This is a genomic window from Flavobacterium sp. N1994 (assembly GCF_025947145.1).
Classification (GTDB): domain Bacteria; phylum Bacteroidota; class Bacteroidia; order Flavobacteriales; family Flavobacteriaceae; genus Flavobacterium.
This window is the reverse complement of the sequence record NZ_CP109999.1, coordinates 640,004-652,471: the sequence shown is the minus strand read 5'-3', so window position 1 is coordinate 652,471 and position 12,468 is coordinate 640,004. Positions and strand designations below refer to the sequence as shown.

Genomic DNA, 12,468 nt, shown 5'->3' with positions numbered 1-12,468 from the left:
TAAAATGAAAAAATTAAAACCAGTTATCATCGTATTTTTTATGTTTTTATCTACAGTGGTTTCAGCTCAAATCACTTCAGCAACATTAAATGGTAAAGTAACCGATGGCGAATTACCCATTGCCAATGCTACAATAAAGATTATTCATTTGCCAACTAATGCTAGTTTTGATACTACAACGGATAAGAAAGGAAGATTTAGTTTAGATAATTTAGATGTTGGAGGTCCCTATAGAATTTTGGTTACCGGAAAAGAAATTGACGATTACAAAAAATCAGGGATTCAATTAGTCTTAGGCGATAATGATATGGTTAAAGATATAATTGTATACAGAAAGGATGTTAGTGTTGATAAGGAAACATCAACCAATGATGCAACACTCACTTCTCAATAAATAAAGATGTTTGTTTCTAAAAAGGGTATGACTGTTATAAGTTGTACCCTTTTTGTATAAAATACAAAAGTCGATCTGGAGCGATCGACTATTGCGGTGAGGTGTAACTTCCTTTCGGAATCCTCGTTGCAAATATAGGACTTAATTGTGAATGGTAAATGATGAATTGTGAATTATTTTTAATTCTTTATTTTCATTCACATTTATTTTGAGTCTCTTACTAATCTTTTTAAAATAGCCCATTGTTTTAGCGCATCACGAGCATCAATAGCTGGATACCCTAATACTGTTTTTCCGGCTTCAACATCACCCGCTACGCCTGAACCAGCTCCAACAATAGCTCTGTCTCCAATTGTAGTATGATCTTTTATAGAAGCGCTTCCGCCAATGATAACTCCGTTTCCTAAAGTTACAGAACCAGCTAAACCTGAATTACCAGCCATAATACAAAACTTTCCAAGCTTTGAATTGTGTCCAATTTGAACTAGATTATCTATTTTGCATCCATCACCCAGTACAGTAGAACTGAATTTTCCTCTGTCTACACAAGAGTTAGCGCCAATTTCAACACCATTTCCAATGATTACATTCCCGATTTGAGGAATTTTTACCAAGCCTCTTTCAGCACAAGGTCGGAATCCAAAACCGTCTGCACCAATGGTACAATTGGGATGTAAGATGCAATACGCACCAATATGACAACGTTCTCTTACTACGGCACCTGACCAAATAGTGGTATTTTTACCAATGCTGCATTCATCAAGAATAGTAACATTAGGATATATAGTAACATTTTCACCAATGGTGACATTAGGCCCAATATAACTTCCAGCACCAATCCGAACTCCATTTCCAATCGAAACAGAATCATCAATTACAGCTGTGGGATGAATATCTACTGAAAAAACAGGAGCAGCAGGAGCAAAGAGTTCTAGCACTTGCGACATCGCCAAATCAGCATTTTTTACTTTAATAAATGCACGATTTTCGCCTGGTTCTATAGCAATATCTTGATTTACTACTGCTACACAGGCTTTAGAATCTGCCCAAAACTTTTCATATTTTTTATTGCCAATAAAGGAAATTTCGGTTTCGGCTGCAATTTCTAATTGTTCTGGTGCTGTGATTTGGCAAGATGTTGAACCAACAATTTCGCCATGCAAAACATCGTTGATTTCCTGAATGGAGTATGAAGTCATTTTAAAGGTTTGGTTAGGATAGGAAGCAAATAAAGGAATTTGAATTTAAATTTCCTAAAAAGAAAGTCAAAACTATTCTTCTTTTTGACCCATCATCATCAAATAAGCTTTTAAAAATTTATCAATATTCCCATTCATAACTCCATCTACATCGCTAGTCTCATAGCCTGTTCGTACATCTTTTACGAGTTTGTAGGGTTGCATCACGTAGTTCCGAATTTGGGAACCCCACTCAATTTTCATTTTACCAGCTTCTATATCTTTACGTTGTGCTTGTTGTTTTTTTAATTCAATTTCGTACAATTGGGAACGAAGCATTTGCATAGCCCGTTGGCGATTGTCTTGTTGTGAACGTGTTTCCGAACACTGAATCTGAATTCCAGTAGGTTTGTGTACCAATTGGACTTTGGTTTCTACTTTGTTTACATTCTGTCCACCTGCACCACTGGAACGTGAAGTCGTGATTTCAATATCGGCTGGGTTGATGTCAATTTCAATACTGTCATCTACCAAAGGATAAACATAAACAGATGCAAAGGAGGTATGGCGTTTAGCATTACTATCAAAAGGTGAAATTCGCACCAAACGATGTACTCCATTTTCCCCTTTGAGATAACCAAAAGAATACTCTCCTTCAAACTCTAAAGTCACCGTTTTAATACCTGCAACTTCACCTTCTTGAAAGTTCAATTCTTTGATTTTATAACCTTCTTTTTCGCCCCACATCATGTACATACGCATCAGCATAGAGGCCCAATCGCAACTTTCTGTTCCTCCAGCACCAGCCGTAATCTGAAGTACAGCACTTAAACTGTCTCCTTCATCAGAAAGCATGTTTCTAAATTCTAGATTTTCAATATGGGTATTGGTGAGTTCATAATGCGAGTCGAGTTCTTCTTCTGAAGCATCGCCTTCTTTGAAAAATTCGTAAATAATTTGAAGCTCTTCCGCCATAGCATTGCCTTTCTCAAAATCTTCCACCCATTTTTTCTTTGAGCGCAAGTTTTGAACAATAAGTTCTGCTTGTTTTGGATTGTTCCAAAAGTCGGGAGCGAAGGTCTTTTCTTCTTCGTTGGTAATTTCTATAAGCTTGGCATCAATGTCAAAGATACCTCCTCAACGCACCAAGGCGCTCTACAATACCTTTTATTTGTTCGGTATTTGTCATAAATAATGTAGTTTTGTAATCGCAAAAATAGGGACAAATCCCGAATACTAGGTATATAAAAAAATATTTATGGAAATTAATTTAATCAGTGATACGGTAACTAAACCATCAGCAGAAATGTTGCAAGCTATGTTCAATGCCAAAGTAGGGGATGATGTGTTTAAACAAGACCCCACTGTGAATGCCTTTGAAAAAATGGTAGCCGAGTTGTTTGGCAAAGAAGCAGCGCTTTTTTTTCCCACCGGAACGATGGCAAATCAAACGGCAATTAAATTAAATACTAATCCGGGAGACCAAATTATTTGTGATAAATGGTCGCATATCCACTTGTATGAATCGGGAGGAGCTTCTTCCAATAGCGGTGTAAATTTCAATTTGTTAGATGGGAGCAGAGGGATGATAACTGCGGAACAAGTTAAAGAAGGTATAAATGACCCCGAGTTTTATCATACGCCAATGTCAAAAATGGTGGGTATTGAAAACACTACCAACAAAGGAGGAGGTGCTTGTTACGAAATAGAAGAATTACAAAAAATAAAACAAGTTTGCGTTGACCATAATTTGAAATACCATTTAGATGGTGCTCGTTTGTGGAATGCTATGATTGCTAAAAAACAACACCCTAAACAGTTTGGGGAATTATTTGATACCATTTCTGTTTGCTTTTCTAAAGGATTAGGGGCACCCATTGGTTCGGTTTTACTTGCTGATGGCGAGACTATGCATAGAGCACTTCGTATTCGTAAAATATTTGGCGGAAACATGAGACAATCAGGGTATTTAGCTGCTGCCGGAATTTATGCTTTGCAGAATAATATCAATAGACTAGAAGAGGACCATAGAAGAGCCAAAGAACTGGGAAAACAGTTGTCTCAATGTTCTTGGGTTTCCGTTGTTGAACCCGTAGAAACGAATATTGTTGTTTTTTCGGCACAACCTCATATTCAAGACCAATTAGTTATTGAAAAATTGAAGCAAAAAGGCATTGCTATTAGCTTGTTAGCCAAAGGAAAACTCCGTATGGTAACTCATTTAGATTATAAACAAGTGATGCATGAATATGTTTTGGAAGCTATTGATAAAATGACGTTTTAGGTTATTTAATTTTCTCTATTGCTTTTCTTACCTCGAGAATGTCGGGTTGTTGTCTTTCACATTTTTGAACACCATCAGGATACTTATCTTTAATGAATTCGTTATAATCATTGCAATTTTTAAAGATGTTAAACTCTTGATTTTTAACATCCCAAACAACCCCTTTGCCATTTATCATGGTGTTTGCTAGTGCTCCACCAGTTGCACCACCCACTCCTCCATAAGCAAAACCTTGTGCCCATTGATTTGCTAAAGAGGCCTCGAGATAATAATAATTCTGACCACCGCTTAAAACCCGTGTAAAACTATTCGGAAATTCGTTTGTTTGTGCCCTGTCGGTTTTATTTCGGTTTTCTAAAATAGCCCTAATCTGAAAGTAAAGATGTCCTTTATAACAAATGGCAAAGACGTCTTTTATCTTTTCATCAGTAGCTTTATAATAAAAAAAACAATTGTCTTCAATCTTAGTCAGAACTGGTTTTTCAAATCCATACATACCTTTAGCAACTACTTCATCTGACGAGCTGATTCTTTCCTTTATAAAATCTTCTTTTGTTATGTATATGCCATTGCGACGAAGTTTCAACGAACCAGCTTCTTCACGCATTATTCGGAGTTTTTCATTCATTTCCATTTTTTCTTTTTCTTCAACAGCATGTTGTCTATCCTCATTAGCTTTTTTTACATCATCAGCGGTTTCAACGGTTTTATTGGTAAAAATCCTTGACATTTTATCATCTTCTACATATTTAATTTCTTTAATAGCAAGCTCTTTTTCAGTGCCTGAAGCTACATCGCTAAAAGCAAATTTACCATTGATTAATCTCAAATTATTGAAAGCTATTTTTAGATTGTCTGCTAAAATAATTGTACCTTTTTTAGCTAATTGATTTTGACCATTACCGCAGTAAAAAGTAAGAAGCAATAGCAAAAAGAATAGTTTTGATTTTTTAGTCATAAGTTATAGAGAAATAGATTTGTATGATTCTTCATTTCAAAAATATAATTCTTTTTATAAATCCTACTCTCAAATCTATTTTAGTTAATTTTAACTATATCCATTCGACTTTTAAATTTTAATTGACAAATGCCAAATTTTACTAGTAATAAATTTGGGCTTTGTTTAAATTAAGTTCGTAACAAGTCTAATACAAGTCTAATACAAGTCTAATACAAGTCTAATGAAAATGATGTTTTCATTAGACTTGTTATAGTAATACTAAGGGTTTATATTGCAGTTATCACGATGATAGCCCCAGTAAGAGTCCGGTTAGGAATGAAATGCATTGTTATTTCGATTCTCTATTGCTTTCCAATTAATAAAACGGGCAGAGCTTTGTTAATTTTTAAGTGCATAACTTAGTGTTAAATGACATAAGGTAGCCTGCAGAATAGTTATTTTTGTATTTAATAATACATATTTTCATGCCGAAAACTAAAATACTTCCTCCAAAAGCCAAAATCATTCCTCATGCAATGGAAAAACATGGGCATATCCGTACCGATAATTATTATTGGTTAAACCAAAGAGAAAATCCCGAAGTAATTGATTATCTCCATCAGGAAAACGAGTATTACCAGCAAGCTACAGCACATACGGCAACTTTTCAACAAGATTTATTTGAAGAAATGAAAGCCCGCATCAAGGAAGACGATGAGTCGGTTCCTTATTTTTATAATGGGTATTTCTATATAACTCGCTTTGAAAAAGGAAAAGATTATCCAATTCATTCCCGAAAAAAAGGAAGTTTGGAAGCTAAAGAAGAAATTCTTTTTGATTGTAATGAAATGGCAAAGGGACATACCTATTTTAATTTAGCTGGATTAAGTATTAGTGAAGATAATAATTGGGCAAGTTTTGGAATAGATACTGTTTCGAGAAGACAATATACTATTCAAATCAAGAATTTAGTAACAGGAGACATTCTGCCAATAAAGATAGAAAACACTACTGGAGGAGCCACTTGGGCAAGCGATAACAAAACCCTTTTTTATTCCAGAAAAGATGAACAAACTTTACGTGCTGATAAAATTTATAAGCATAAAGTTGGTACAAATGCTTCTGAAGATACGTTAGTTTATTTTGAAAAAGATGAGACCTTTGATGTTTCGGTATACAAATCAAAATCAAAGAAATATTTGATTATTACTTCTGGTAGTACGTTAACAACTGAATACCAAATACTTTTGTCGGCAACACCAGATGATAAGTTTAAAGTGTTTCAAAAAAGAACGCGTGGTTTAGAATACTCGATGTCGCATTTTGGAGACTATTTTTATATTGTCACCAACAAGGACAAAGCCACTAATTTTAAACTAATGAAAACGCCTGAGAATGCTACTTCTAAAGAGCATTGGGTTGATGTTATTCCGCATAGAGAAGATGTTTTATTAGAAGATATAGATATTTTTAAAGACTATTTAGTGGTTTCGGAACGGTTCAACGGATTGAATGCCATCCGAATAATGCCATGGAGTGGGAAAGGAGCCTATTATTTGCCTTTTGACAGCGAAACCTATATGGCTTATACTACCACTAATCTTGATTTTGATACAGAAATTTTGCGTTATGGTTTTCAATCTCTTGCAACACCAGCTTCGGTTATCGATTTTAATATGAAAACGAAAGAAAAAACAATATTGAAAGAACAGGAAGTATTGGGAGGTACATTTGATAAAAACAATTATAAAGAAGAACGTCTTTGGGCAACTGCTAGTGATGGGACGAAAGTGCCAATATCTTTGGTTTATCGAAAAGAAATTAAACCAAATGGTAAGAATCCACTCTTATTGTACGCCTATGGTTCATACGGGGTTACGATGGATTGTCATTTTTCATCAGTTAGACTATCATTATTAGACAGAGGATTTATTTATGCTATTGCTCATGTTCGTGGTGGAGAAGATTTAGGAAGAGCCTGGTATGAAGATGGAAAATTGTTAAAGAAAAAAAATACGTTTACTGATTTTATTGATTGTTCTCAATTTTTAATTGATGAAAACTATACTTCAGTACAACATTTATATGCCGAAGGGGGCTCAGCTGGAGGTCTTTTGATGGGAGCTATATTAAATATGGCACCAAATTTGTATAATGGGGTCGTTGCCCAAGTGCCTTTTGTTGATGTTGTAACTACTATGTTAGATGAAACTATACCATTAACTACAGGAGAATATGACGAATGGGGTAATCCTAATGTAAAAAAATATTATAATTATATGCTATCGTATTCCCCTTATGACAATGTTGTTGCACAAGACTATCCAAACTTATATATTTCAACAGGTTTGCATGATTCTCAGGTACAGTATTGGGAACCAGCCAAGTGGGTGGCAAAATTACGCATTTTGAAAACCGATAATAATCAGTTATATTTGGATACCAACATGGAGGCAGGACATGGAGGTGCTTCGGGAAGGTTTGAAGCGCTTAAAGAAATCGCCAAAGAGTACAGTTTTTTATTAGATTTAGAAGGAATAAAAAAATAGTTAAAAATATTTTATTAAATTTGCAAAGTTTGGAAGTATCTATTTGTTGACTTCTAAATATTGCTTGACTAATTTATTTATGAAAGAAGATATAAAAGCTCACGATAATGTTTTAGGACTAATAGGGAATACTCCATTAATTAGACTTAACAAAATCACCGAATCTTTACCAGGAAATTTTTATGCTAAGGTTGAAGCCTTCAACCCAGGCCACTCCACCAAAGACAGAATTGCTGTATATATTATAGAAGAGGCAGAAAAACAAGGAATTCTTTCTCCAGGAGATACTATCATTGAAACTACCTCTGGAAATACTGGTTTTAGTTTGGCAATGGTAAGTATTATCAAAGGATATAATTGTATTTTGGCAGTTAGTTCAAAATCTTCTAAAGATAAAATTGACATGCTACGCAGTTTAGGGGCTAAGGTATATGTTTGTCCAGCCCATGTTTCTGCAGATGATGATCGTTCTTATTACAATGTAGCCAAGCGTTTGCATGAAGAAACAAAAGGTTCTATCTATATTAATCAGTATTTTAACCAATTGAATATTGATGCTCACTACAAATCAACTGGTCCTGAAATTTGGGAACAAACGAATGGAAAGATTACTCATTTGATTGCTTGTAGTGGGACAGGAGGAACTATTTCTGGAGCGGCTAAATATTTGAAAGAAAAGAATCCGAATATTAGAATTTTAGGAGTAGATGCTTTTGGTTCGGTGTTGAAGAAATACCATGAAACTAAAGAGTTTGATGCTGATGAAATTTATCCTTACAGAATTGAAGGTTTGGGTAAAAACTTAATTCCAACGGCTACCGATTTTGATTTGATTGATCATTTCATGAAAGTAACGGATGAGGAGAGTGCTCATACTACTAGAGAAATTGCTAAAAAAGAAGGATTGTTTGTAGGATATACTTCTGGGGCTGTTATGCAGGCCATTAAGCAATATTCTGAAGAAGGAGAATTTGATGAAAATAGTAATGTGATTGCCATTTTCCCAGATCATGGTTCTCGTTATATGAGTAAAGTGTTTAGTGATGACTGGATGAATGAACAAGGTTTCTTTGACAGTGTGAATGCTGAAGAAGCACAGAAAGTAGAATTTATTAAGTAGTTGTTCGATAGAATAATTATTTTCAAGATATTAAAAAACTCCAAAGTAATTTGGAGTTTTTTGTTTTTATAAATGGTTCGATTTAGACTTTTAAAGCACCACGAAATCCTCTTACGGCATAGTAGGAGGAGGCTCCGTTGTGGTAAATGAATATAGTATCGTAGCGGAAATCAGCGAATAGGGCGCCTCCTAGTTTTCTTATCCTGTCTGGTGTTTTTATCCAGCTGGATGTTTTGGTATCGAAGTTGCCTAGTTGTTGTAATTGTCGGTATTGTTCTTCTGTTAGGAGTTCAATTCCCATATTGTTTGCAACATCGATGACATTGCTTTCTGGTTTGAATTCTTTTCTTGAGTCTAGAGCTTCACGATCATAGCAAAGGCTTCTTCTGCCTTTTGGACTTTCTGGTGCGCAATCGAAGAAAATGTATTCCTCAGTGGTTTTGTTATAGGCTATGACATCAGGTTCACCACCTGTTGTTTCCATTTGATGTAGCGACCAAAGTTTGGCAGGATTAGCTTCTAACTTTATTTGAATTTTGTTCCAATCAATATCTTTATGACGGTGGGTATTTTTTTCGAAGCGAGTTTTTAAAATACTTAGGAGTTCCGTTTGTTGTTCTGGTGACAACTCTTTTTTAGTTTCCATTGTCAGTGTATTATTTTGATTTGTTTGTCGATTTTACTTTTCCCGTTTTATAATACTCTTGCAGCAAGGTTCATTACTTTGTTGTATTTGGTTAATATTTTGGATTCCCGCCTTTGCGGGAAAGACAGGGAATTTTACACTTTTGCAGGATGGTCGAACACTCTTCGCGGATGCTCCAACACTCTTCGTGTATGCTCCAACACTCTTCGCGGATGCTCCAACACTCTTCGTGTATGCTTCAACACTCTTGCAGGATGCTTCAACACTCTTCGCGGATGCTCCAACACTCTTCGCGGATGCTCCAACACTCTTCGTGTATGCTCCAACACTCTTCGCGGATGCTCCAACACTCTTCGTGTATGCTTCAACACTCTTGCAGGATGCTTCAACACTCTTCGCGGATGCTCCAACACTCTTCGCGGATGCTTCAACACTCTTTGCGGATGCTCCAACACTCTTGCAAGATGCTTCAACACTCTTCGCGTATTCTCCAACACTCTTCGCGGATGGGTTGATCCATCCTATATGACATCTCTACCTACTTCTTGTTAGCTATTGGAAAACTGAAGGTTGCTTAGGTTTTTATATATTCCGTTGTCTATGGCTAATAGTTCTTTGTGAGTTCCTTGTTCGGTTATAGCGCCTTCATTTAGGACTAATATCGCATCTGCATTTCTAATGGTGGCTAAACGATGGGCAATGATTATACTTGTTCGTCCTTTCATTAAAGTTTCTAGGGCTTCTTGCACTAATTTTTCACTTTCGCTATCTAGAGAAGAAGTGGCTTCATCTAAGATTAAAATACTTGGATTTTTTAATAAGGCTCGCGCTATAGCAATACGTTGGCGTTGTCCACCTGAGAGTTTAATGCCTCTTTCTCCAACTAAAGTATCAAATTTTTCTGGAAAACCGTTGACAAACTCTAAGGCGTTGGCTTGTTTGGCTGCTTTAAATATTTCTTCTTCTGTAGCATCGGGTTTTCCATAGGCAATATTTTCTCGAATGCTTCCTCCAAAGAGGATTACATCTTGAGGCACTATGCTCATGTTGCCACGAAGATTTTCTAGGTCGTAGTCGTAGATGTTTTTGTCATCGATTAAAATTTGGCCTCCATCAATATCATAAAAACGAAGTAAGAGTGCTGAAATGGTTGATTTACCAGCGCCACTTGGTCCGACAATGGCTATTTTTTGTCCAAAATTAGCTGAAAAGCTAACATCTTTTAAGACTTGAATTTCTTTCCGAGACGGGTAGGAGAAGGCTACGTTTTTGAAAGTAACATTTCCTTTTATTTTTTCGATAGGTTGTTTTTGACCTGCGTTGATTTTTTCTGGTGTTTCTTCTAATAGTTCAAAGACTCTTTCTGTAGCTCCGACAGCTTTTTGGATTTGGGCATACAATTCGGCTATCCCTCCAAAAGAAGCTCCGACAAATGTAGAATAAAGGACAAATGATATTAATTGACCTACACTCATTTCCCCTTGAATACTAAGCGTTACTCCATACCAAACTACGGCCACGATAGAACCGAATAAGCAGAAGATGATGAAGGAAGCAAAGTAACCACGGTATTGACCGCCTTTGATAGCGATTTTTACGATTTCATTTATTTTTCCTTTGTAGCGGGCTATTTCGTACCATTCGTTGGCGAAGGCTTTTACGTTGCTAATGCCTTGTAATGTTTCTTCTACTATAACTTGGCTTTCGGCTACTTGGTCTTGTACGTTTTTAGAGAATTTACGAATAAATCTTCCGAAGATTACAGCGGCTACTGCTACTAATGGGACTACGGCCAACATCATTAATGTTAGTTTAAAACTTTCGGATGCTAATAGAATTACGCCACCAATGATTAAAATAAATTGTCTTAAGAATTCGGCTATAGTAGAAGTTAGGGTATCTTGAATTTGAGTAATATCGGAACTGATACGGCTGTTTAATTCGCCCACTCTTTTTTGAGAGAAGAAAGTCATGGGTAGCTTAATCAGGTTACTGTATAAGGCTAGTCTAAGATTTGCTAAAGTGTTTTCGGTGAAATTGACGAATAGGGATAGTCTAAAAAAGGAGAAGAAGGATTGTAATAGTAAGATGCCGACTAAGCTTAAGGCTATGGTATTGGTTAAATGTGTGTCCTTATTTTTGACACAATCTACTAACATTCCCATTAGTTTGGGGAAGGCGAGGGCTGTAGCTCCGGTTAGTAAAAGAAATACCAAGCCTACATAGAATTTCCATTTATGATGATCGGCATATTTAAAGATTTGGATTGCTTTATTTAGAGAGTTGGTGTTGATTTTTGCTTTAGGCAAATCGTTTTCTTGAAATCGGGCCATTGTATTTTTTTTACAAAAATATAGGATATGTTGGAATTAAATGATGAAACAGTTTATAATAAAAACAAAAAATGTCAATAGGATATAAAAAAAAGAGACGCAATGCATGCGCCTCTATTTATTTGTGAGTTAGTTTTTTTATGATACTTAAGATAACGTTGCTAAAAGTTCTTCCAAATAGGTTAGTGTCATGGTGAATCCACCTTGGAAGCCCATTTCGATCATTTTTTCCATACGTTCTCGCGATTCATTATAAATGACAATACTGACTTTTGTGATTCCGTTTTGTTCGCTGAAGTTCAAATCCCATTCGGAACCCGGTAATTCAGGGTTTTCGTCTTTGTCAGCAAAAGCATTCAAGTATTTAAAATTTGTTTTTGGAGAAATGGATGTAAACTGTTGAAGCGACCAATGTTCCTGTCCTTCAGGGCTTACCATGGCGTAAAAGCGGCGTCCGCCAACAATGAAATCCATAACTTTAGTTTTAGAAATCCATGGTTTAGGGGCCCACCATTGGTCAAGGATTTCATGTTTTGTAAAGGCGTCCCAAACTAATTGTAGTGGTGCGTTAAATTCTTTGGTGATGAATACTTTTTTTTCTTCTTTATCAAAGGTAAAGTCGAATAGTAAATTGTTGCTCATTTGGTTTCTTTTTTAAGGGTTGCTAATACTTGGTCTAGTTGATTGAAGCGGTCTTCCCAAATTTTTCTGAATTGGGTTAACCAACTATCGATTTCTTTCATTTTTTCGATTTGGAGGGAGTAGTAGATTTCTCGGCCTTGTTGTTCTTGTCTTACCAATTCACATTCTGTAAGCACCCGAAGGTGTTTGGAAATCGCTTGTCGCGAAGTATGGAAATTATCGGCAATGGCATTGGGCGTTAAAGCTTGTACTGCTATTAGTGCGATTATTTCTCTTCTGGTTGGGTCGGCAATGGCTTGAAAAATGTCTCTTCTAATTTCCATCTTGTTTTATTTGCTACTATATGGTTGCAAATATAAATGCAATTATTTGGTTGCGCAAA

The 12,468-nt window shown here is 35.9% G+C and carries 12 protein-coding genes; 5 read left to right on the top strand and 7 right to left on the bottom strand.

The window, feature by feature from the left end:
* Positions 1-4 precede the first annotated feature (4 nt).
* Positions 5-394, top strand: coding sequence for a carboxypeptidase-like regulatory domain-containing protein (locus OLM53_RS03055; protein WP_264521589.1), 390 nt, complete (start codon positions 5-7; stop codon positions 392-394).
* A 203-nt stretch (positions 395-597) separates the two neighbouring features.
* On the opposite strand, the gene lpxD is transcribed toward OLM53_RS03055, so the two are convergent.
* Complete coding sequence (gene lpxD, locus OLM53_RS03050; protein ID WP_264521588.1) at positions 598-1,593, bottom strand: UDP-3-O-(3-hydroxymyristoyl)glucosamine N-acyltransferase; 996 nt, start codon at positions 1,591-1,593, stop codon at positions 598-600.
* Positions 1,594-1,665: 72 nt separating this feature from the next.
* A protein-coding gene (prfB, locus tag OLM53_RS03045) for a peptide chain release factor 2 (protein WP_264521587.1) occupies positions 1,666-2,761 on the bottom strand; the annotation gives its coding sequence in 2 pieces (ribosomal slippage) (positions 1,666-2,697 and positions 2,699-2,761; 1,095 coding nt in all).
* 69 nt (positions 2,762-2,830) lie between these two features.
* Between prfB and OLM53_RS03040 the strand changes: the two genes are divergently transcribed.
* The gene (locus tag OLM53_RS03040; protein WP_264521586.1) at positions 2,831-3,856 is read left to right on the top strand and encodes a threonine aldolase family protein; all 1,026 of its coding nucleotides are present in this window, start codon (positions 2,831-2,833) and stop codon (positions 3,854-3,856) included.
* Position 3,857: 1 nt separating this feature from the next.
* Here OLM53_RS03040 and OLM53_RS03035 read toward each other — a convergent pair whose 3' ends face one another.
* Positions 3,858-4,814, bottom strand: a complete 957-nt coding sequence (locus OLM53_RS03035) for a hypothetical protein (protein WP_264521585.1) — start codon at positions 4,812-4,814, stop codon at positions 3,858-3,860.
* 467 nt (positions 4,815-5,281) lie between these two features.
* Here OLM53_RS03035 and OLM53_RS03030 point away from each other — a divergent pair, with 467 nt between their 5' ends.
* Both OLM53_RS03030 and OLM53_RS03025 read left to right on the top strand, forming a co-directional pair.
* Positions 5,282-7,345 (top strand): S9 family peptidase, encoded by a 2,064-nt coding sequence (locus tag OLM53_RS03030; RefSeq protein WP_264521584.1) that lies wholly within the window; start codon positions 5,282-5,284, stop codon positions 7,343-7,345.
* A 79-nt stretch (positions 7,346-7,424) separates the two neighbouring features.
* Positions 7,425-8,465 carry a PLP-dependent cysteine synthase family protein gene (locus OLM53_RS03025; protein ID WP_264521583.1) on the top strand — a complete coding sequence of 347 codons (1,041 nt, stop codon included), beginning with the start codon at positions 7,425-7,427 and terminating at the stop codon, positions 8,463-8,465.
* Between the two features lie 82 nt (positions 8,466-8,547).
* Here OLM53_RS03025 and OLM53_RS03020 read toward each other — a convergent pair whose 3' ends face one another.
* Positions 8,548-9,111, bottom strand: a complete 564-nt coding sequence (locus tag OLM53_RS03020) for a DUF4256 domain-containing protein (RefSeq protein WP_264521582.1) — start codon at positions 9,109-9,111, stop codon at positions 8,548-8,550.
* A gap of 142 nt (positions 9,112-9,253) precedes the next feature.
* Here OLM53_RS03020 and OLM53_RS03015 point away from each other — a divergent pair, with 142 nt between their 5' ends.
* Entirely contained in the window at positions 9,254-9,640 is a 387-nt protein-coding gene (locus tag OLM53_RS03015) for a hypothetical protein (RefSeq protein ID WP_264521581.1), read from the top strand.
* A gap of 19 nt (positions 9,641-9,659) precedes the next feature.
* Here OLM53_RS03015 and OLM53_RS03010 read toward each other — a convergent pair whose 3' ends face one another.
* The 3 genes from OLM53_RS03010 to OLM53_RS03000 all read right to left on the bottom strand — a co-directional run bounded on the left by OLM53_RS03010 (position 9,660) and on the right by OLM53_RS03000 (position 12,403).
* Positions 9,660-11,444: an ABC transporter ATP-binding protein gene (locus tag OLM53_RS03010; RefSeq protein WP_264521580.1), complete on the bottom strand. Its 1,785-nt coding sequence runs from the start codon at positions 11,442-11,444 to the stop codon at positions 9,660-9,662.
* A 147-nt stretch (positions 11,445-11,591) separates the two neighbouring features.
* The gene (locus OLM53_RS03005) at positions 11,592-12,086 is read right to left on the bottom strand and encodes an SRPBCC family protein (protein ID WP_264521579.1); all 495 of its coding nucleotides are present in this window, start codon (positions 12,084-12,086) and stop codon (positions 11,592-11,594) included.
* Positions 12,083-12,403, bottom strand: a complete 321-nt coding sequence (locus OLM53_RS03000) for an ArsR/SmtB family transcription factor (RefSeq protein ID WP_264522412.1) — start codon at positions 12,401-12,403, stop codon at positions 12,083-12,085. Before OLM53_RS03000 ends, OLM53_RS03005 begins: the two co-directional genes overlap by 4 nt.
* Positions 12,404-12,468: the final 65 nt, after the last annotated feature.

What these genes read in the sequence shown, in the direction of transcription:
- OLM53_RS03055 (WP_264521589.1), top strand. Translation starts at nt 5, where the DNA reads ATGAAAAAATTAAAACCAGTTATCATCGTATTTTTTATGTTTTTATCT.
- lpxD (WP_264521588.1), bottom strand. Translation starts at nt 1,593, where the DNA reads ATGACTTCATACTCCATTCAGGAAATCAACGATGTTTTGCATGGCGAA.
- OLM53_RS03040 (WP_264521586.1), top strand. Translation starts at nt 2,831, where the DNA reads ATGGAAATTAATTTAATCAGTGATACGGTAACTAAACCATCAGCAGAA.
- OLM53_RS03035 (WP_264521585.1), bottom strand. Translation starts at nt 4,814, where the DNA reads ATGACTAAAAAATCAAAACTATTCTTTTTGCTATTGCTTCTTACTTTT.
- OLM53_RS03030 (WP_264521584.1), top strand. Translation starts at nt 5,282, where the DNA reads ATGCCGAAAACTAAAATACTTCCTCCAAAAGCCAAAATCATTCCTCAT.
- OLM53_RS03025 (WP_264521583.1), top strand. Translation starts at nt 7,425, where the DNA reads ATGAAAGAAGATATAAAAGCTCACGATAATGTTTTAGGACTAATAGGG.
- OLM53_RS03020 (WP_264521582.1), bottom strand. Translation starts at nt 9,111, where the DNA reads ATGGAAACTAAAAAAGAGTTGTCACCAGAACAACAAACGGAACTCCTA.
- OLM53_RS03010 (WP_264521580.1), bottom strand. Translation starts at nt 11,444, where the DNA reads ATGGCCCGATTTCAAGAAAACGATTTGCCTAAAGCAAAAATCAACACC.
- OLM53_RS03005 (WP_264521579.1), bottom strand. Translation starts at nt 12,086, where the DNA reads ATGAGCAACAATTTACTATTCGACTTTACCTTTGATAAAGAAGAAAAA.